This is a genomic window from Anoxybacillus mongoliensis (assembly GCF_014201515.1).
GTDB classification, from domain to species: domain Bacteria; phylum Bacillota; class Bacilli; order Bacillales; family Anoxybacillaceae; genus Anoxybacillus; species Anoxybacillus mongoliensis.
The window spans coordinates 99,329-117,155 of sequence record NZ_JACHEQ010000003.1; the positions used below are offsets into that span (position 1 = coordinate 99,329).

At 41.8% G+C, this 17,827-nt stretch carries 19 protein-coding genes; all 19 read right to left on the reverse strand.

Annotation, left to right across the window (positions count from 1 at the left end; translation table 11 throughout):
- Positions 1 to 2: 2 nt before the first annotated feature.
- The 19 genes from HNR43_RS04120 to topA all read right to left on the reverse strand — a co-directional run bounded on the left by HNR43_RS04120 (position 3) and on the right by topA (position 17,761).
- Positions 3 to 1,391 carry a flagellar hook-basal body complex protein gene (locus tag HNR43_RS04120; RefSeq protein WP_183241551.1) on the reverse strand — a complete coding sequence of 463 codons (1,389 nt, stop codon included), beginning with the start codon at positions 1,389 to 1,391 and terminating at the stop codon, positions 3 to 5.
- A 77-nt stretch (positions 1,392 to 1,468) separates the two neighbouring features.
- On the reverse strand, positions 1,469 to 1,831 hold the full coding sequence (locus HNR43_RS04125) for a TIGR02530 family flagellar biosynthesis protein (protein WP_183241553.1): 363 nt from the start codon (positions 1,829 to 1,831) through the stop codon (positions 1,469 to 1,471).
- 13 nt (positions 1,832 to 1,844) lie between these two features.
- A complete protein-coding gene (locus HNR43_RS04130) occupies positions 1,845 to 2,312 on the reverse strand; it encodes a flagellar hook capping FlgD N-terminal domain-containing protein (RefSeq protein WP_183241555.1) in 468 nt (155 codons plus the stop codon).
- An 11-nt stretch (positions 2,313 to 2,323) separates the two neighbouring features.
- Positions 2,324 to 3,568 carry a flagellar hook-length control protein FliK gene (locus HNR43_RS04135; RefSeq protein WP_183241557.1) on the reverse strand — a complete coding sequence of 415 codons (1,245 nt, stop codon included), beginning with the start codon at positions 3,566 to 3,568 and terminating at the stop codon, positions 2,324 to 2,326.
- 14 nt (positions 3,569 to 3,582) lie between these two features.
- Positions 3,583 to 4,191 (reverse strand): MotE family protein, encoded by a 609-nt coding sequence (locus tag HNR43_RS04140; protein ID WP_183241559.1) that lies wholly within the window; start codon positions 4,189 to 4,191, stop codon positions 3,583 to 3,585.
- A gap of 6 nt (positions 4,192 to 4,197) precedes the next feature.
- On the reverse strand, positions 4,198 to 4,641 hold the full coding sequence (gene fliJ, locus HNR43_RS04145; RefSeq protein WP_183241561.1) for a flagellar export protein FliJ: 444 nt from the start codon (positions 4,639 to 4,641) through the stop codon (positions 4,198 to 4,200).
- Between the two features lie 7 nt (positions 4,642 to 4,648).
- On the reverse strand, positions 4,649 to 5,962 hold the full coding sequence (fliI, locus tag HNR43_RS04150) for a flagellar protein export ATPase FliI (RefSeq protein WP_183241563.1): 1,314 nt from the start codon (positions 5,960 to 5,962) through the stop codon (positions 4,649 to 4,651).
- The gene (fliH, locus tag HNR43_RS04155; protein ID WP_183241565.1) at positions 5,959 to 6,738 is read right to left on the reverse strand and encodes a flagellar assembly protein FliH; all 780 of its coding nucleotides are present in this window, start codon (positions 6,736 to 6,738) and stop codon (positions 5,959 to 5,961) included. The genes fliI and fliH overlap by 4 nt, the downstream gene beginning before the upstream one ends.
- Positions 6,722 to 7,741, reverse strand: coding sequence for a flagellar motor switch protein FliG (fliG, locus tag HNR43_RS04160; protein WP_032099723.1), 1,020 nt, complete (start codon positions 7,739 to 7,741; stop codon positions 6,722 to 6,724). The genes fliH and fliG overlap by 17 nt, the downstream gene beginning before the upstream one ends.
- Before the next feature lie 13 nt (positions 7,742 to 7,754).
- Positions 7,755 to 9,341 carry a flagellar basal-body MS-ring/collar protein FliF gene (fliF, locus tag HNR43_RS04165; RefSeq protein ID WP_183241567.1) on the reverse strand — a complete coding sequence of 529 codons (1,587 nt, stop codon included), beginning with the start codon at positions 9,339 to 9,341 and terminating at the stop codon, positions 7,755 to 7,757.
- A 29-nt stretch (positions 9,342 to 9,370) separates the two neighbouring features.
- Positions 9,371 to 9,664: a flagellar hook-basal body complex protein FliE gene (fliE, locus tag HNR43_RS04170; RefSeq protein ID WP_183241569.1), complete on the reverse strand. Its 294-nt coding sequence runs from the start codon at positions 9,662 to 9,664 to the stop codon at positions 9,371 to 9,373.
- An 11-nt stretch (positions 9,665 to 9,675) separates the two neighbouring features.
- Positions 9,676 to 10,113: a flagellar basal body rod protein FlgC gene (gene flgC / locus HNR43_RS04175; protein ID WP_183241571.1), complete on the reverse strand. Its 438-nt coding sequence runs from the start codon at positions 10,111 to 10,113 to the stop codon at positions 9,676 to 9,678.
- A 3-nt stretch (positions 10,114 to 10,116) separates the two neighbouring features.
- On the reverse strand, positions 10,117 to 10,497 hold the full coding sequence (gene flgB, locus HNR43_RS04180) for a flagellar basal body rod protein FlgB (protein WP_032099727.1): 381 nt from the start codon (positions 10,495 to 10,497) through the stop codon (positions 10,117 to 10,119).
- A 142-nt stretch (positions 10,498 to 10,639) separates the two neighbouring features.
- Positions 10,640 to 11,419 (reverse strand): GTP-sensing pleiotropic transcriptional regulator CodY, encoded by a 780-nt coding sequence (gene codY, locus HNR43_RS04185; RefSeq protein ID WP_035047072.1) that lies wholly within the window; start codon positions 11,417 to 11,419, stop codon positions 10,640 to 10,642.
- A 12-nt stretch (positions 11,420 to 11,431) separates the two neighbouring features.
- Entirely contained in the window at positions 11,432 to 12,814 is a 1,383-nt protein-coding gene (gene hslU / locus HNR43_RS04190; RefSeq protein WP_183241573.1) for an ATP-dependent protease ATPase subunit HslU, read from the reverse strand.
- A gap of 13 nt (positions 12,815 to 12,827) precedes the next feature.
- Positions 12,828 to 13,376: an ATP-dependent protease subunit HslV gene (gene hslV / locus HNR43_RS04195; RefSeq protein ID WP_281380342.1), complete on the reverse strand. Its 549-nt coding sequence runs from the start codon at positions 13,374 to 13,376 to the stop codon at positions 12,828 to 12,830.
- An 8-nt stretch (positions 13,377 to 13,384) separates the two neighbouring features.
- Complete coding sequence (gene xerC, locus HNR43_RS04200) at positions 13,385 to 14,287, reverse strand: tyrosine recombinase XerC (protein WP_183241576.1); 903 nt, start codon at positions 14,285 to 14,287, stop codon at positions 13,385 to 13,387.
- A 60-nt stretch (positions 14,288 to 14,347) separates the two neighbouring features.
- Complete coding sequence (trmFO, locus tag HNR43_RS04205; protein WP_183241578.1) at positions 14,348 to 15,646, reverse strand: FADH(2)-oxidizing methylenetetrahydrofolate--tRNA-(uracil(54)-C(5))-methyltransferase TrmFO; 1,299 nt, start codon at positions 15,644 to 15,646, stop codon at positions 14,348 to 14,350.
- A gap of 45 nt (positions 15,647 to 15,691) precedes the next feature.
- Positions 15,692 to 17,761, reverse strand: a complete 2,070-nt coding sequence (gene topA / locus HNR43_RS04210; RefSeq protein WP_183241580.1) for a type I DNA topoisomerase — start codon at positions 17,759 to 17,761, stop codon at positions 15,692 to 15,694.
- Between the last annotated feature and the right edge of the window lie 66 nt (positions 17,762 to 17,827).

A 17,827-nucleotide genomic window follows, 5' to 3' on the forward strand; every position in this document is an offset into this window, starting at 1 on the left:
TATTATTTCTTCAAGTTGACAAGCTCTTGTAAAATTTCATCCGACGTTGTAATAATGCGTGTATTCGCTTGGAATCCGCGTTGTGCGACAATCATTTCCGTAAATTCTTCAGATAAGTCCACGTTCGACATTTCTAATGCCCCGGAAATAATTTCACCGGCACCGTTTAAACCTGGGCGCGATAACTCATTAATCGTCAATCCATTGGCATTTCGGTCAAGCTTACCAGAGTTGTTTGTTTCTTTAAACGTATTTCCTCCCATTTTCTCTAAGCCGCTCGGGTTCGGAAATTGTGCTAATAAAATTTGTCCTGCAATTTTTAATTGTCCAGAACTATCAATAAATGTCACTTTTCCGTCCGCCGTAATCCCGAAACTTTTCGCCGTTTTCGGAATTTGAATCAATCCCGGTTCAAAGCTTGTCACATTTCCGTATTTCGGCTCGCTGTAGTCTTGTAACACTTGTTGGACGCTTTCTACGAAACCGCTAATTCCTTCTAAGTATGGCCCCATCATTTTTTCGGCTTCTGCTAGCGTATCCGGCCAATCTGCTTCGTTTTCAGGAAGAAGTGGAACCGGGTTAATACTTGCTTTCGGAGATACACGATCGTTAAAGTATGTTCCAGCCGCTGCAAGCGTTGTATCACCTGGATCCGTTTTTCCTGTAATTTTCTCATTTAAACTTTTTAGCTCATTGTTAAAGTTTTTAATAAAATTAATAAAATCAGTTTGTGTAGTCGGATTGTTATCCGGATCTTTAGTAAACTCATCTTTCCATTTTTTTATAAAGTTTACGAGGCCATTTGCACTATTAAGAAATGTTTCTAAGTCACGTCTAGCTTGAGCAACATGTGGAGCATTTGCAATGACCGTATCTACATCTTTAATCGCCGCTTCCCCGATCAAATATTGTCCGTCCGAGTTAACGATATAACCGTACTCATCCAAATAAAAGTTTCCGGCACGTGTAAAGCTTAAATTAAAGACACGATCAATCGGTACACCTGTATTTACTTTGTTCGTGCCAAGCTTTCCAGCTGGTCCATCCATACTAATTAACGTCACATCATTAATCGATCCAACGACGAAAAAGCCGTCGCCACCGAGCGCTAAGTCGAGTGGACGTGATGTCGTTTGCGTCGATCCTTGCGTATGAATGGTTTCGATCGAGCCGAGCCCGCTTCCTAATCCGATTTGTTTTCCGTTAATTCCCCCGCGTGTCCCTGTTGATGATGTCGCAGCTGAAATTTGTTGCGAAACGAGATCTTTAAATGTGACGCGCGCTTTTTTGTAGCCATACGTGTTGACGTTAGAAATATTGTTACCAATCACGTCTAATTTATATTGAAAGTTGCGAATACCACCAATTCCAGTGAACATGGAACGTAACATAATAATCCTCTCCTTTTCGTTGTTTGAGCGGCTTCTGTCATTCCGCACGCTCGAAGGCTTCCTGTAAAGGTCCGGCCTTATATAATAATGGCTCCATTAATATTTGTGAACAATTGGCTCTGTGCCTCTTCACGATGCATCGCTGTGATGACCGTTTGGTTGACCGCGCTCACGATTAAGGCCGCTTCATCTGTAATGACGAGCGAGTCTCGCACCCCTTTTTGTTTTGCCTCGACAATTTTTTGTCCGATCATCGCCCATTGTTCCTCGTTAATGTGAATATTTCGTTCTTGTAACCGCTGCTGGGCATGTTTGCTTATTTTTAATGCTTTTCCTGCTTCAGCAAGCGCATCGCGAAACGATTGTCGCTCCGTTGAAACGGTCGTCTGTTTTTGTGACGGAATCAATGGGGTGTGCGGAAAAAACTGAATGCGATTCATTTTTTCACCTCCTTTATTGCGACACTTTTGTGACGCGAGAGGCCAACACCATCTCCCCTTGATCAAGCTCTAACCATACGTCCGTTCCTTTTTGAACGACAGCTTTCACCACACCGCTTTGCTCATCCCATGTGACGGTTTTACCAATCCATTCACTGTATTGAGCAAGCGACGGTGTAGATTGTTGTTGAATAAGCTTTTGTAACGCATCTAACGTGCCAGTAAGTTTTTCAGATGTGCCCGTTTGTGTCTCAATAAATTTGCTCATCATATTCGACATATTGACCATTTGTTCAAGCGATGAGAAGTTCGCCATTTGTGAAATAAATTCACGGTCTTCCATCGGATTTAACGGATCTTGGTGTTGCAATTGAGCGATCAAAATTTTTAAAAAATCATCTTTCCCTAACGAGCTTTTCCCTGTCTCACGTTGTGCGACTTTTCGCTGCGATAAAAGCAAACTCGGATCGATCGTTGCCACGTACATCACCTCTACATATCAAAATGAAACCACTCGTTTAGCCACTCATCAAAAGATTGATCAGGTTGCTTTTTTTCTTCTTTTTGCTGTTCTTGCTGCTGTTGCTGCTGTTTTTGTTGATGGAAAGAATGGTCGCGAAATTTCGCTTGATCAAATACATTGAATTGCTCTACCGTAATACGATCGGCAATGTGCGCAAGCTGATGAATATGTTGTTCCACTAACTGCTTCGCAGCTTCGGTTGATGTAATCATCTTTGCAGTTAGCTTCCCTTTTTGCTCAATGAGTTTAATCGTTACATGTCCTAAATGTTCAGGATGTAAACGAATAAGCAGTTGCGTATTGCCATTTTTCCACCTTGTCAACTGGCTCGAACGAATGATTCGCTCAAACTGTGCAACAAACGGTGTTTCACTTGTCGTATCAATTGTTCGTAGTTCAAACGGTACATGTTTATCGTTTGATTGTTGAGCAACATGTGCCTGTGCCATCTGTTCGGACGGGCGAGCAATCGGTTGCTTACGCTGTTGTGGTAATGGTGCAACTTCTTTTTGTACAGGTTGCCAAGATTGTCCTTGTAAACGTGCAACCACAGATTTCATATCAGATGTCGTTTTTTCACTATCAACAGTCGACAATAAAGCACGCTGATGTTCTATAACTTTTTGCATCAGTTCTGTCTCTACTTGTCCCACATGACGCCGTGTCTTTTCATAGTCGCCTAACTCGATTAATTTTTGCAACATGTCTTTCATCGTGTCGCTTTGTTCATCGTTTGTTCCGAACACGTTGCGAAGCGTTGCACGTGCATGTTCAATGATCGGCTCTGGAATCGTCCATTGTTTTTGTTCAAGTTGAAACAAAGCGATGACGAGCATCAGTTCATCTTCTTCATCAAGATCATCTTGTGGTGAAAACATCGTTTCAAACGGCTGCCCAGCTGAAAATTGTTGAATCATTTGCTCTTTCGTTTCCTCTGGTAAAAGAGAAAGAAACGATTGTATCATTTCGTTTGATAACGTTTGTTTCTCGGCATATCCATCATGAATCGGAAGTTGGGCAAACCATTGCTGCAACTGCTCCCAATCCATTCGTTGCATCGTTTCCGGCTGTTCCGATAGTGACTGTAACGATGGTGACGTTTGACGCAACGACGAAAGCACCTGAGCAAATGCATGTCCATCGCCCGTTTCAACAGTCGTTTGCTGATTTGATCCGCTAAATGGAGCCATGAAAGAAACCCCGGCGATATTCATTTCTTCACCTCCTTTCAGTTGTTCGCTTTTTTCGCAAGAAGGCTCGTATACTTTGCTGCGTTTGCTGCATCCATTTTTTCTAAAATGGCTGCCACTTTGTCTGTTTTAAGTTTGGACAATAAATTAACCGCTTCTTGATCGGACATTTGTGGAATAATTTCTGCAGCTTTTTTTGGTGACATCGTTTCGTACATTTTCACCACGTCTACACGCGGAGCATTTGTTTGCTCTGTTGACGGTGTTGTCGGCTGCTGTGCTTGTTCCTTTTCTGCTTGCAAGCGGGCAATTTCTTGTTTGAGCGTGTCAATTTCGGCATCTTTTTCTTTTATGACGTCTTTCGTTTTTGCAAGTTTCTTTTCTTTTTCAACAATCGTTGCTTTTAATTCGACAATTTGTTCTTGTAGTTTCTCTTTTTCGTTCGCTTCTGTTCCCTCAATCCATTGGGAAACGAACGGCAGTTGTCCCGCATATTTTTTCCCTTGTTCAAATACGTTAATGCCAGAGAACGTTAAAATTAACAAAACAACAGAAATCGTAAATAAAAACGGGATAAAAACGACAAAAAGAAACCATTGAAACTTGCTTGTTTTTTTCGTCTCTTCTTCTTTTTCAAACTGTTCCATCGATGCTCACCTTGTTTCTCGATAACAATATTGTTGTATAGAAATATCGTCCATTTGTTTTTGTTCAGCTATTCGCATTTGTTGTGCGATCATTTCATCATGCTTTTCTTTTATTTTTTCGTATTTTTTCACTTCCACATTCAATTCAACTAATTTCAGTTGTTTCAACTCCATATGCTGACGTGCTTGCATAACAAGATGCTGATAATGATCGATGACCCGCTGCAAGTTGCTCATAAAATGTTGAAACGAGCGAATATGTTGAATCGCTAGCCCCGATTGTAATTGTTGTTTATGTTGTTCTTCGTAATCTTCTTTTTGTTTTAAAAAATGGTATAGTTTTTCTGCCACTTCTTCAAATCGGGTGCGCGCTTCTTCATATTCATGTAACGCTTTTTGTTTTTCATGTTCTTTTAAGTTTAAAATTTTTGTTAATTTAAATGGTGTCATCGTTTATTCACCCTTGTTCAATAAGTTGAAACAACTGTTGAACACTTTCATTTATTGTGTACGATTCATGAACATCTTGTTTTAAAAACGAAATAATTTTCGGATAATAACGAATGGCTTCATCGATTTCTCGCGATGAGCCACGCTTATACGCACCAATTTGAATTAAATCTTCAGATTGAACGTATGTCGCTAATAACTCCCGCAATTTTTCCGCTACTTTTCGATGTTCTGGCGTCACGATGTAGTTCATAACGCGACTGACGCTTTTCAATACGTTAATCGCTGGATACTGACCTTTATTAGCTAGTTGACGTTCTAATACGAAATGCCCATCTAAAATACCTCGAACTGTATCAGCAATCGGTTCATTCATATCATCGCCGTCAACGAGTACCGTATAAAAAGCGGTAATTGTTCCGTGCTCATTCGTCCCAGTCCGCTCAAGCAACTTCGGTAAAATCGCGAAAACAGACGGTGTATATCCTTTCGTCGTCGGCGGCTCACCGACAGCTAATCCGACTTCACGTTGCGCCATCGCCACGCGCGTAACAGAGTCCATCATAAACATGACATTTAGTCCTTGATCGCGAAAATATTCCGCTATAGCAGTCGCTGTATATGCCCCTTTAATGCGCATGAGAGCAGGTTGGTCGGATGTCGCTACAACGACAATGGAGCGTTTTAACCCCTCTGGACCGAGATCGCGCTCAATAAACTCTCGTACTTCACGTCCGCGTTCACCGATGAGCGCAATAACGTTTAAATCTGCATTTGTGTTACGGGCAATCATCCCCATTAGCGTACTTTTTCCGACGCCCGAGCCAGCAAAAATACCGACACGTTGTCCTTTTCCAACCGTCAACAAGCTATCAATCATTTTTACGCCGACTTCAATCGGTTCTGAAATCGTGGGACGCGTCATTGGGTTCGGCGGTTGGCGATCAATTGGAACAGCAGTCAATCCTTTCGGAAGCGGTTGATCATCAAGTGGGACGCCTAATGCATCAATGACACGTCCAACAAGCGCTGAACCGACTTTCATTTCAAGCGGAGCTCCCGTTGCCTCCACAATGCAACCCGGAGCAATATCTTGAACGGTGGCATAAGGCATTAAAAGTACGTATTCATCACGAAACCCGACAACTTCCGCTTGAATTTTTTTCTTTTTTTTATGGCCGATATGAATGTAGCACACATCGCCAATCGAACTTTCTGGTCCTTTCGCTTCGATCATTAAGCCGATGACGCGTGTGACTTTGCCAAATCGTTTATATGGATCGAGCAACTCGATTTCATTGATGAGTGCTTGCCAGTTCATTCGCTCGCCCCCTCGATCCGCTCGAGCAATTGTAATTTCAGCTGTTCAAGCTGCGTATCAACGCTTGCATCAATACGACCAAACGGCGTTTCAACAATACAACTTGTTTCATCTAGCGTCTCATCGGGATAAATAAACAAGTGAACATCGTGACTAAATAACGCTTTTAGCTCATCTTTTTGCCGAATGACGACATCATAGTACGTCGGATGCACATACATTTTCACTTCTTCATGTTCTCTTACTTCTTTTATCACTTGTTTCACAAGCCCAAGAAAATGTTCTTTATTTTCAGCAAGACGTTCTCCCATGATCCGCTCCGCTACTTTGCATGCGACAAGCAAAATCGTTTCATCAGCTGATTCAAGCATATGATAAAACTGTTCATTAGCTGATTGTACGATCTTCTTCGCCTCGCGAATCGCCTCCATATATTGCTGAAATCCGTCTTGTCGTCCTTGTTCGAAACCGATCGCGTATCCTTCTTGACGCGCCTGTTCAATCCATTCTTTTCGTTCTTCTTCCCATTGTTTTTGTTCTTCTGCTATTTGTTGTTGAACAGAGGCGTAATACATGTCGGCTTCTTGACGAATATGCGCTGCTTGCTGTTCCGCCTGCTCAATTAACATTTGCACATGTTGTATCGTCATTTCGTCATGTTGCTCATGTTCTTCTTGTTGCATGTCGGGCAGCACTTTTTTCACTTGAATAACCGCTCGTTGCTCCGAACATGTTCGAGCAAACGGGGCTTTAATGACTTTAGACAATAATATCATCTCCTCCGCCACGAGCAACAACGATTTCACCCGCTTCTTCGAGACGACGAATCACTGCGACAATACGTGATTGCGCTTCTTCTACGTCACGAAGGCGAACAGGCCCCATAAACTCCATCTCTTCTTTAAACGTTTCCGCCATGCGTGAAGACATGTTACGAAATACAACTTCTTTTACTTCGTCGCTAGATACTTTCAATGCAAGCAACAAGTCGGCATTGTCCACTTCGCGAATGACGCGTTGAATCGCACGGTTATCAAGCGTAACGATATCTTCAAAGACAAACATGCGCTTTTTAATTTCTTCTGCTAATTCTGGGTCTTGAATTTCAAGCGCATCTAAAATCGTTCGTTCGGTTGCCCGATCCACACCATTTAATACTTCAACAACAGCCTCAATACCACCTGTTTGTGTGTAATCTTGTACAACTGTCGTTGATAATTTTCGTTCAAGTACTTGTTCGACTTCATTAATCATTTCCGGTGATGTGCGATCCATCAACGCGATGCGACGAGCAACATCCGCTTGCATTTCTTGTGGCAGCGCTGATAAAATTTGACCCGCTTGCGTTGGTTCCAAATAAGACAATACAAGGGCAATTGTTTGTGGATGCTCATTTTGTAAAAAGTTTAAAATTTGCGCTGGATCCGCCTTGCGCGCGAAATCAAACGGACGCACTTGCAGCGCCGACGTGAGACGGTTAATAATGTTCATCGCCTGCTCTGGCCCAAGTGCTTTTTCGAGCACTTGTTTTGCGTAGGCAATGCCGCCTTGTGAAATGTAATCTTGCGCTAAGGCGATTTGGTGGAACTCTTCTAAAATCGTTTCTTTTTTCTCGGCATCCACTTGACGAACGTTAGAAATTTCAAGCGTCAATTTTTCAATTTCTTCTTCAGATAAATGTTTATATACAGATGCTGAAACGTCTGGTCCTAATGAAATGAGGAGAATGGCTGCTTTTTGTTTTCCTGTTAATTCGCCTTTTTGATCGCGTTTTGCCATATAATCCCCCCCCTTATTCCTCAGCAAGCCATGTTCGTAATAATTTCGCAAATTCTTCTGGTTTTTCTTTTGCAAGTTTTTCAAGTTGCTTGCGGCGCAATGTCGCTTCTGTTTCGACTTCCTCGTTTACATCTGGAATTTGTACTGCCACTTGTTCTTCTTGTAACGACAGTTCGTCCATTTCTTCTTTTTTCCGTTTGCGCAACCATAAAAAGACGATGAGCGCAAGGAGCACAACAAGCACACCGCCACCTGCAATATATGCCCATGTCGGAATAGTCGATGTTTGTTCATTAAACTGCACTTTTCCGTTAAACGGTTGCACAGAAACAACGACGCGATTTTGTAAATCGGCATCCGTCCACTGCCCAGCAACATCTTTATCGACCGATGTTCGCACAATCGTTCCTAAAATTTTTGTAATATCATCAACCGTTTGAGCAGGAAGTGAGTTTGGATCGTTCGGTTTTGGTGGTTCAACCATCACTTGAATACCTAAATCTTTTACTTTATAAGGACTTGCAACAATTTCTTTTTTTATTCTATTAACCTCGTTATTAATTGTTTCCTCAATTCGCTCATAATCCCCGTTTGTCTCGCCATTGGCTCCTTGATAACCCGGTACAGCGTTTTCCCCTGTTCCTGATGCACCACCTGGTTGAGCCCCTTTGCCCGAAAACGTCTCTGTAATGCGCTGTACGCTTACGGCGATGCCTTCCATATTTTCTTTATCGACTGGCTCAACAAGCTCTTCTTGGCGATTTTCTTGCGTAAAATCCACGTCTGCTGTCACAGAAACGACGACTTTATCTTGTCCGATCATCGTGCCTAACATTTGTTGGACGCGGCGTTGAATGTCGCGTTCGATTTGTTGTTTTATTTCGTACTGTTCAGCAAATGTTTTGCCAGACGAAAAATTTTCTTCATTTTTTAAGTCAAAGTACTCAAAATATTGATTCATAATGACGATATTTTCAGTAGGAAGGTTCGGCACACTTTTGGAAACAAGGTGATATAGCGATTTAATTTGCTGTTCGTTAAATTTATATCCCGCCTTTGTTTTCAAAACGATGGATGCAGATGCCTCTTCCTGTTGGTCACCAACAAAGAGCGTCGGCTGGGGTAGATTAATCATCACTTTCGCATCTTCTACCCCGTCGATACTTTTTATTAAATTGGCGAGCTCTGTTTGCATTGCCTCAATTTTCAACACGTTAAATTCATTATCCGTCATACCGAAACCAGAGTTTTTTCCGAAAAATGAATAATCAATACTCCCGCTATCCGGAATACCTTCTGCGGCTAATTCCACTTTTAACGTGTTGACAAGCTGTTCAGGCACTAAAATCGTCGTGCCGTTATCGGTAATTTGCGACTTAATACCCCGCTGATCAAGCGTCGCTTTAATTTGCCCCGCTTCTTGCGGCGATAAATTGCTGTAGAGAGGAACAAAATTCGTTCGCGTCGCAAAAAAAGCAGTAAGCGCAACGGCAACGATCAACAGCCCAACAAGTCCTAAAGTCATCAATTTTTGCTGTTTTGTTCTCTCGCTCCAAAACAATTTCAATCGTTCTATCGCTTGTTTTAATCGCTCGTTCATATGCTTCCTCCGCTATCTCTTGAGGTCCATTATACTTGCATTCTCATCACTTCTTGGTATGCTTCAATCACTTTATTGCGCACTTCAATCGCTAATTGAAGCGATATGCTCGCTTTTTGTGAAGCGATCATCACATTGTGCAAATCAACGTTTTCTCCTTTTGCTAGCTTCGTTGTCAGCTGGTCTGACTCAATTTGTTGTTTATTGACTTCATGAATCGCGTCTTTTAAAAACTGTGAGAACGCCCGTTGTGCTTCCGCAGGCTTTACCGGTTGCTGCTGTACAGCTGGTGATAAAGCTGTACGTTGAATGCGATCAATCATCGTTTATCCCCCTATTTTCCGATTTCTAACGCCTTCATTAACATCCCTTTCGTTGCATTTAACACCGTCACATTTGCTTCGTACGAGCGCGTGGCGCTCATTAAATCGACCATTTCTTTTAACGGATCGACGTTCGGTAATTGTACATATCCGTTTTCATCTGCATCGGGATGAGATGGGTCATATACAAGTTTAAATGGTGTTTGATCCTCAACAATTTTCGTCACTTTCACTCCGCCTGTCGATCGCTCGTTCATTGCTTGGCTTAAAACGGAAGAAAATGACTCGTTCGGTTGCATCACAACCATTTTGCGACGATACGGCTGCCACTTCCCATCGACCATTTTCGCTCGTGTCGTATCAACGTTTGCCATGTTTGCTGAAATGACATCCATACGCAACCGCTGGGCAGTTAACGCAGAGGCGGATACATTGAAACTTTGAAACATGTATTATTTTCCTCCCTTAATGACCGTTTTCAAAGAGTTAAACTTTCCGTTTAATCGTTCAACTAAAGCGTTATAATAAATTTGGTTTTGCGCTAAATCCGACATTTCTTTATCTAAATCGACATTGTTGTTATTATGATTGTAAACGAGATCGTTTTTAGTTGTCACGAAAAATTTGTTCGTACTTCCTTTAAACTCAAAATGGCGTGGATCTGTACGATACGCTTGTAACGCTTGCTGAAATTCGGTACGAAACTGAACGTCTTTTGCTTGGAAATTTGGTGTATCGACATTCGCAATGTTGTTTGCGATTACTTTTTGTTTCAATGATGAGTAATTCAATCCTTGTTCTAATATTTGGAATGTATTTGAAAACAATTTCACGACATATTCCTCCCCATAGAGACACCGTTCGACACCTTTATTGTAAAAAATTATTTACATAATGTATATAGGGAACATTGGACTATTTTTCACATACTTTAACAAAAGAGGCATCTTTACGAGAAAGATGCCCTGTTTGTTTTTAATGATGTTTTAATTTCTCGAGCTCTGTTAGAAACTTATCGTTTAATACTTTAATGTACGTTCCTTTCATGCCGAGGGAACGAGATTCAATGACTCCCGCACTTTCTAGTTTGCGAAGCGCATTGACAATGACTGAGCGTGTGATGCCGACGCGGTCAGCAATTTTACTTGCCACAAGCAAGCCTTCTGTCCCATCTAACTCTTCAAAAATATGTTCAATGGCTTCTAATTCACTATATGAAAGCGAGCTAATCGCCATTTGAACGACCGCTTTGCTACGTGCTTCTTCTTCGATTTCTTCCGCTTTTTCTCGTAAAATTTCCATTCCGACAACCGTTGCGCCATATTCAGCTAAAATTAAATCGTCATCATGAAACTCTTTATCTAAGCGGGATAAAATGAGCGTTCCTAGACGCTCACCGCCGCCGATAATCGGTACAATCGTCGTTAAACCATTTTTAAATAAGTCTTTATTTTCGATCGGAAATGCCGTATACTCACTATTAATATCAAGGTTTGGCGATGTTTCTGTAATGTTAAATAAATTTTTCGTATACTCTTCTGGGAATTGACGATCCGCTAACATTTTTTTCATTCGTTCGTTTTCAATCGTTTGTTTAATCGCAAAGCCAAGCAACTTTCCGCGACGGCTGACGACGAAGACGTTCGCCTCGATCACTTCGCAAAGTGTTTCCGCCATCTCTTTAAAGTTTACAGGCTTTCCAGCCGCATTTTGTAGCATCGCATTAATTTTTCTCGTTTTTTCAAGTAAATTCATATCGCATCCTCCTTATAAAATAAATTCGCTTAAATCTTTATTTCGTACAATGTTTCCTAATTTCTTTTCAACGTATTGTGGAGTAATAACAACCTTTTCTAAATGAACATCCGGTGCTTCATACAATAAGTCTTCTAACAATTTTTCCATAATCGTATGAAGGCGGCGCGCGCCAATGTTATCTGTTTGTTGATTTACTTCAAAAGCGACTTCCGCAATTTTACGAATAGCATCGTCAGAAAATTCAAGTTGTATACCTTCTGTCGCAAGTAAAGCAACATACTGCTTTAAAAGCGCGTTGTTCGGTTCAACTAATATTTTGACGAAATCATCGACGGTGAGTTTCGTCAATTCCACGCGAATCGGAAAACGACCTTGTAATTCTGGAATTAAATCGGACGGTTTTGCCATATGGAACGCCCCAGCAGCAATAAATAAAATATAGTCCGTTTTGACTGGTCCGTATTTCGTCATAACGGTCGAGCCTTCAACAATCGGTAAAATGTCGCGTTGCACACCTTCACGAGAAACGTCAGCTGATGAACCAACCTGTCCTTTTCGAGCAATTTTATCAATTTCATCAATAAAAATGATGCCAGATTGTTCTGCTAAACGAATCGCTTCTTGTGTCACTTCATCCATATCAATGAGTTTTTGTGCTTCTTCATTTGCAAGTACATGACGGGCTTCTTTTACTTTTAATTTTCGTTTTTTCCGCTTTTTCGGCATAAAGCTGCTGAGCATATCTTGCATATTTACGCCCATTTGCTCCATACCAGCGCCTTGGAATAAGTCAAACATGACCGATTGTTGTTCTTCTATTTCAACCGTCACTATTTCGTTTTCTAATTGCCCATTTGCCAATTGCCAAGCAACTTGTCTTCGTCTTTCAGCAAGTTGTTGATCATCGCTCACGTTCGTCGTTTGTTGTTCGGATGCACCGCCAAACAAAAGTTCGAACGGATTTTTCATCGGTTGTTTTGTTTTCCCAGGTACAAGCAGTTCAACAAGTCGTTTGTTCGCTAATTGCTCCGCTTGTTCTTTTACTTCGTTCATTTTTTTCTCTTTTACGATGCGTACAGATGTTTCAACGAGATCGCGTACCATCGACTCAACATCGCGACCGACATAACCGACTTCCGTAAATTTTGTTGCCTCTACTTTTACGAATGGAGCACCGACAAGTTTCGCTAATCGCCGAGCAATTTCTGTTTTTCCAACACCTGTTGGTCCAATCATTAAAATATTTTTCGGCACGACTTCATCGCGCAACTTTTCATCTAATAAACTGCGACGATAACGATTTCTTAACGCAATCGCGACCGCTTTTTTCGCTTCATGCTGACCGACGATAAATTGATCAAGCTTTTCAACAATTTGTTTTGGCGTTAACATGCCGCTCCCCCCTCTACAGCTCTTCGACAATAATGCAATCGTTTGTGTACACGCAAATATCGCTCGCTACTTTTAATGCAGCTTGGGCAATTTGCTTTGCTGTTAAATGTTCGCCTGCATACGCTTTTAACGCTCTACCAGCCGCTAGCGCATAGTTGCCACCGGAACCGATCGCCAAAATATCATCATCTGGTTCAATGACTTCACCTGTTCCAGAAATGAGTAGTAAATGCGTGACATCCATGACGATTAGCATCGCTTCTAATCGCCGCAACACTTTATCGCTCCGCCACTCTTTCGCTAACTCCACCGCTGCCCGTTGTAAGTTTCCGTTGTATTCTTCTAACTTTCCTTCGAACATTTCAAACAGTGTAAATGCATCTGCTACGGCTCCAGCAAAACCTGCTAACACTTTACCATGAAAAAGTTTACGAATTTTTCGGGCTGTATGTTTCATCACTACGGCATTGCCGAATGTCACTTGACCATCGCCCGCCATCGCTCCTTTTCCTTGATGGCGAATGGCAAATATCGTCGTCGCATGAAATTGACTCATAAACATCCTCCTTTTTATGCACGCGGATGGGAATGTAAATAAACATAGCGCAAATGATCTTTCGTTACATGTGTATATACTTGCGTTGATGAAAGATGCGCATGACCTAACAATTCTTGCACGGAACGTAAATCAGCACCTTCATTCAACAAGTGTGTCGCAAACGTATGGCGAAACACATGGGGACTAACTTTCAAAGAAAGGGCAGCTTGTTCGACGACCTCGTTTAAAATATGGCGTACACCCCTTGGCGTCAGCGCTCCGCCACGCGCATTTAAAAAAAGTATATCAGTCGGTGTCTTCGCTTTACTTGCTAGTTGCTGACGTCCGTCTTGTATATATCGTTCAAGCGCTTCTTTTGCATACGTACCAAACGGGACATATCGCTGTTTATTTCCTTTTCCATAAATTAAAATCGTACATACAGAAAAATCAATGTGCGACAGGCGAATGTTACAACATTCACTTACACGAATACCGGTTGCGTATAATAGTTCGATGAGCGCTTGGTTTCGTTGGCCGATCGCTGTATTTAAATCATTGACAACAAACAGCTGTTCTAATTCATCTGGATACAAAAAATGCGGAATTCTCTGTTCTTTTTTCGGCAACGATGCAAGCGCAAATGGATTTTCTAAAACGATTTTTTCGCGTAACAAAAATTTGTAAAAACTGCGCAAGCTCGACATTTTTCGGGCAATCGAACGGCTTGATTGCTTTCGTTGATGGAGTTCTGTTAAAAACAAACGGACGTCGCTATAAGATACTTGTTGCAATCCTTCAATTTGTTCGCGCTCCATAAATTCGAAAAATTCACCAATATCATGCTTATAACACGCAATTGTATATTCTGAATAATTTTTTTCTATTTGTAAATATTCAATGAACAAATTTAACGTAAAATTCACATTTTCCATTCGATCACCCCATAAGAGCTACTAAATAGTAGCATAATTTAGTAGCTCTTGCAATGAATTTTACAACTTTTTTAAAAAATTCTGAATCGTTTCTAACGCCCGTTGTGCATACCGTTCATTTTTTATCTTTTTATCTTTAATCATCTCATCAAGCGGGGCAAAAAGACCGAAGTTTGCATTCATCGGTTGAAAATGTTTCGGATTCGCTGATGTAATATAGTGCGCCATGCTACCGATTGCTGTTTCTTGCGGAAACACAACAAGCTCTTTTCCAAGCACATAATGCGCGGCGTTAATCCCTGCCACAAGTCCTGATGCGGCTGACTCAACATATCCTTCGACACCGGTCATTTGTCCTGCGAAAAATAAATCTTCCCTTTCCTTATATTGATACGTCGGTTTTAATAGTTTCGGCGAATTAATAAACGTATTGCGATGCATGACGCCGTAACGCACAATTTCTGCTTGTTCAAGCCCTGGAATGAGCCGGATGACTTCTTTTTGTGCGCCCCATTTTAAATGGGTCTGGAAACCGACAATGTTATATAACGTTCCAGCGGCATCATCTTGACGAAGCTGCACGACTGCAAAAGGACGCTTGCCTGTACGCGGATCTTCTAAGCCGACAGGTTTCATCGGTCCAAAGAGCAACGTCTTTTTCCCGCGTCGTGCCATCACTTCAATGGGCATACATCCTTCAAAATAAATTTCTTTTTCAAACTCTTTTAAAGGAACAGTTTCAGCAGAAATGAGCGCATCATAAAACCGCTCAAATTCCTCTTCCGTCATCGGACAGTTAATATACGCCGCTTCGCCTTTGTCATAGCGAGATTTTATATACACTTTTTCCATATCGATACTTTCTTTTTCAACAATTGGTGCTGCGGCATCGTAAAAATATAAATATTCTTCGCCTGTTAACGCTTGAAGTTGCTCGGAAAGGGGCTGCGATGTTAACGGACCTGTCGCAATAATTGTCGGACCTGTTGGGATCGTTGTCACCTCTTCGCGCACAACAGTCACATTCGGATGATTCGCTACCATTTCTGTTACTTTTGCGGCAAATTCATGACGGTCAACAGCTAAAGCGCCACCAGCTGGTACAGAACAAGAGTCCGCTGCTTTCATAATAACAGAATCTAATCGGCGCATTTCTTCTTTCAACACACCGACCGCATTCGTTAACGTATTTGCTCGCAGGGAGTTGCTACATACAAGCTCAGCAAATTTATCAGTATGATGCGCAGGCGTTTGTTTGACCGGACGCATTTCATACAATTTTACACGAATGCCACGCTTCGCGAGTTGCCATGCAGCTTCACTTCCTGCCAATCCTGCTCCAATCACTGTTACTTCCATTGATATTCCCTCCTCGATAAAATGGGTGAGGGTATGCGCCTCACCTTACTGTTGTTCGTGATATTCACATTGTGTACATTGAATGAGTACGCTTTTCTTTCCCTTTTTCTCAACAAGCATGCCACCGCACTTTGGACACGGTCGACTGATCGGTTTATCCCACGAAACGAAATCGCATGTTGGAAAACGATCGCACCCATAAAACATGCGTTTCTTTTTACTTTTTCGTTCTACAATGTTTCCTTCGTGGCAGCGTGGACATTTCACACCGATGTCTTTGACGATCGCTTTTGTATGGCGACATTGTGGGAAGTTCGAACAAGCAATAAACTTTCCGAACCGCCCCATTTTATATACCATCGGGCTTCCGCATACTTCGCAATCGATATGAGCTGATTCATCGGCTATTTCAACTTTTTCCATTTCAACTTCAGCAATTTTTAATCGTTTTTCAAACTCGCGATAAAATTCATCAATAATGCGCACCCATTCAACTTTTCCTTCTTCGATATCATCTAAATTTTTTTCCATTTTAGCTGTAAATTCGACATCTAAAATCTCTGGGAAAAATTGCATGATTAAATCGAGCACAATTTCACCGAGTTCGGTTGGAACGAATCGCTTATTTTCAAGCGTCACATAATTGCGCTTTTGTATCGTATCGAGCGTTGGAGCATATGTCGATGGGCGACCGATGCCGAGCTCTTCTAACGTTTTCACAAGGCGAGCTTCCGTATAACGCGGTGGAGGCTGCGTAAAATGTTGTTTTCCTTCGATATCTTTACTAAACACGCGCTCTCCTTCCGCAAAATCTGGCAATAGTCGCTGTTGTTCATCTTTCGGATCGTCCGTTCCTTCGACATACACTTTCATGAAGCCCGGAAACTTGACTGTCGAACCTGTCGCACGAAAGACGACTGAGCCGTTTGAAAGTTCGATCGCTACTGTATCCAGTACAGCTGGCGCCATTTGGCTTGCGATAAAGCGCTCCCAAATGAGTTTATATAGCTGATATTGATCGCGCGTGACATACGGTTTAATCGCGCTAGGATGGCGCCAAACGGACGTTGGACGAATGGCTTCGTGAGCATCTTGCGCATTCGCTTTTTGTTTTTCTTTTCTTTTTTCTGTTGCTACATATGATGTGCCGAACGTCTGTTCAATATACTGCATCGCCTCTTGTTGGGCGCTTTCTGATACGCGCGTTGAGTCTGTACGCATATATGTAATTAAACCGACCGTTCCTTCGCTTCCAAGGTCAATTCCTTCATATAGTTGTTGGGCAACCATCATCGTTTTTTTCGTGCGGAAATTTAACTTACGCGCAGCTTCTTGTTGTAACGACGATGTAATAAACGGGGCAACGGGATTGCGCTTGCGCTCTTTTTTCGTTACCGCTGTAACAACAAATTCATTGCCTTGAATATGGCTTAATACATGTTGGACATCTTGTTCTGTTTTTAAATCGAACGTTTCACTATCAAGGCGATAAAATTGCGCTTCAAATACATCATTGCCTTTAACAAACGTTCCTTGAATCGTCCAATATTCTTCAGGCTGGAACGATTGAATTTCTTTTTCTCGATCAATAATTAAGCGAAGGGCAACAGATTGCACGCGTCCTGCACTTAATCCTTTTTTTACTTTTTTCCAAAGCAGTGGGCTAATGTTGTAGCCGACAAGACGATCGAGCACGCGTCGCGCTTGTTGAGCGTGAACTAAATGCATATTAATGGCGCGCGGCTGTTCAAATGATTGTTTAATGGCATCTTTCGTAATTTCGTTAAATACGACACGACATGGCGAGTCCGTATTTAAGTCAAGTAAATGTGCTAAATGCCATGCAATCGCTTCTCCTTCACGATCCGGGTCGGCGGCAAGAAATACTTTTTTTGCCTTTTTTGCTGCCGCCTTCAGCTCTTTAATCACGGAGCCTTTTCCACGAATCGTAATATACTTCGGTTCATAATCATTTTGTATATCAACGCCCATTTGGCTTTTCGGCAAATCGCGCACGTGACCCATCGATGCTTTTACTTTATACTTTTTTCCTAAATATCTTTCAATCGTTTTCGCCTTTGCTGGCGACTCTACAATGACTAAGTAGTCTGACATCATTTTGTCCTCCCTCAAGAGGTAATTCGTAAAGTAAAATCTTCATTATTATTAATGATGATTCGT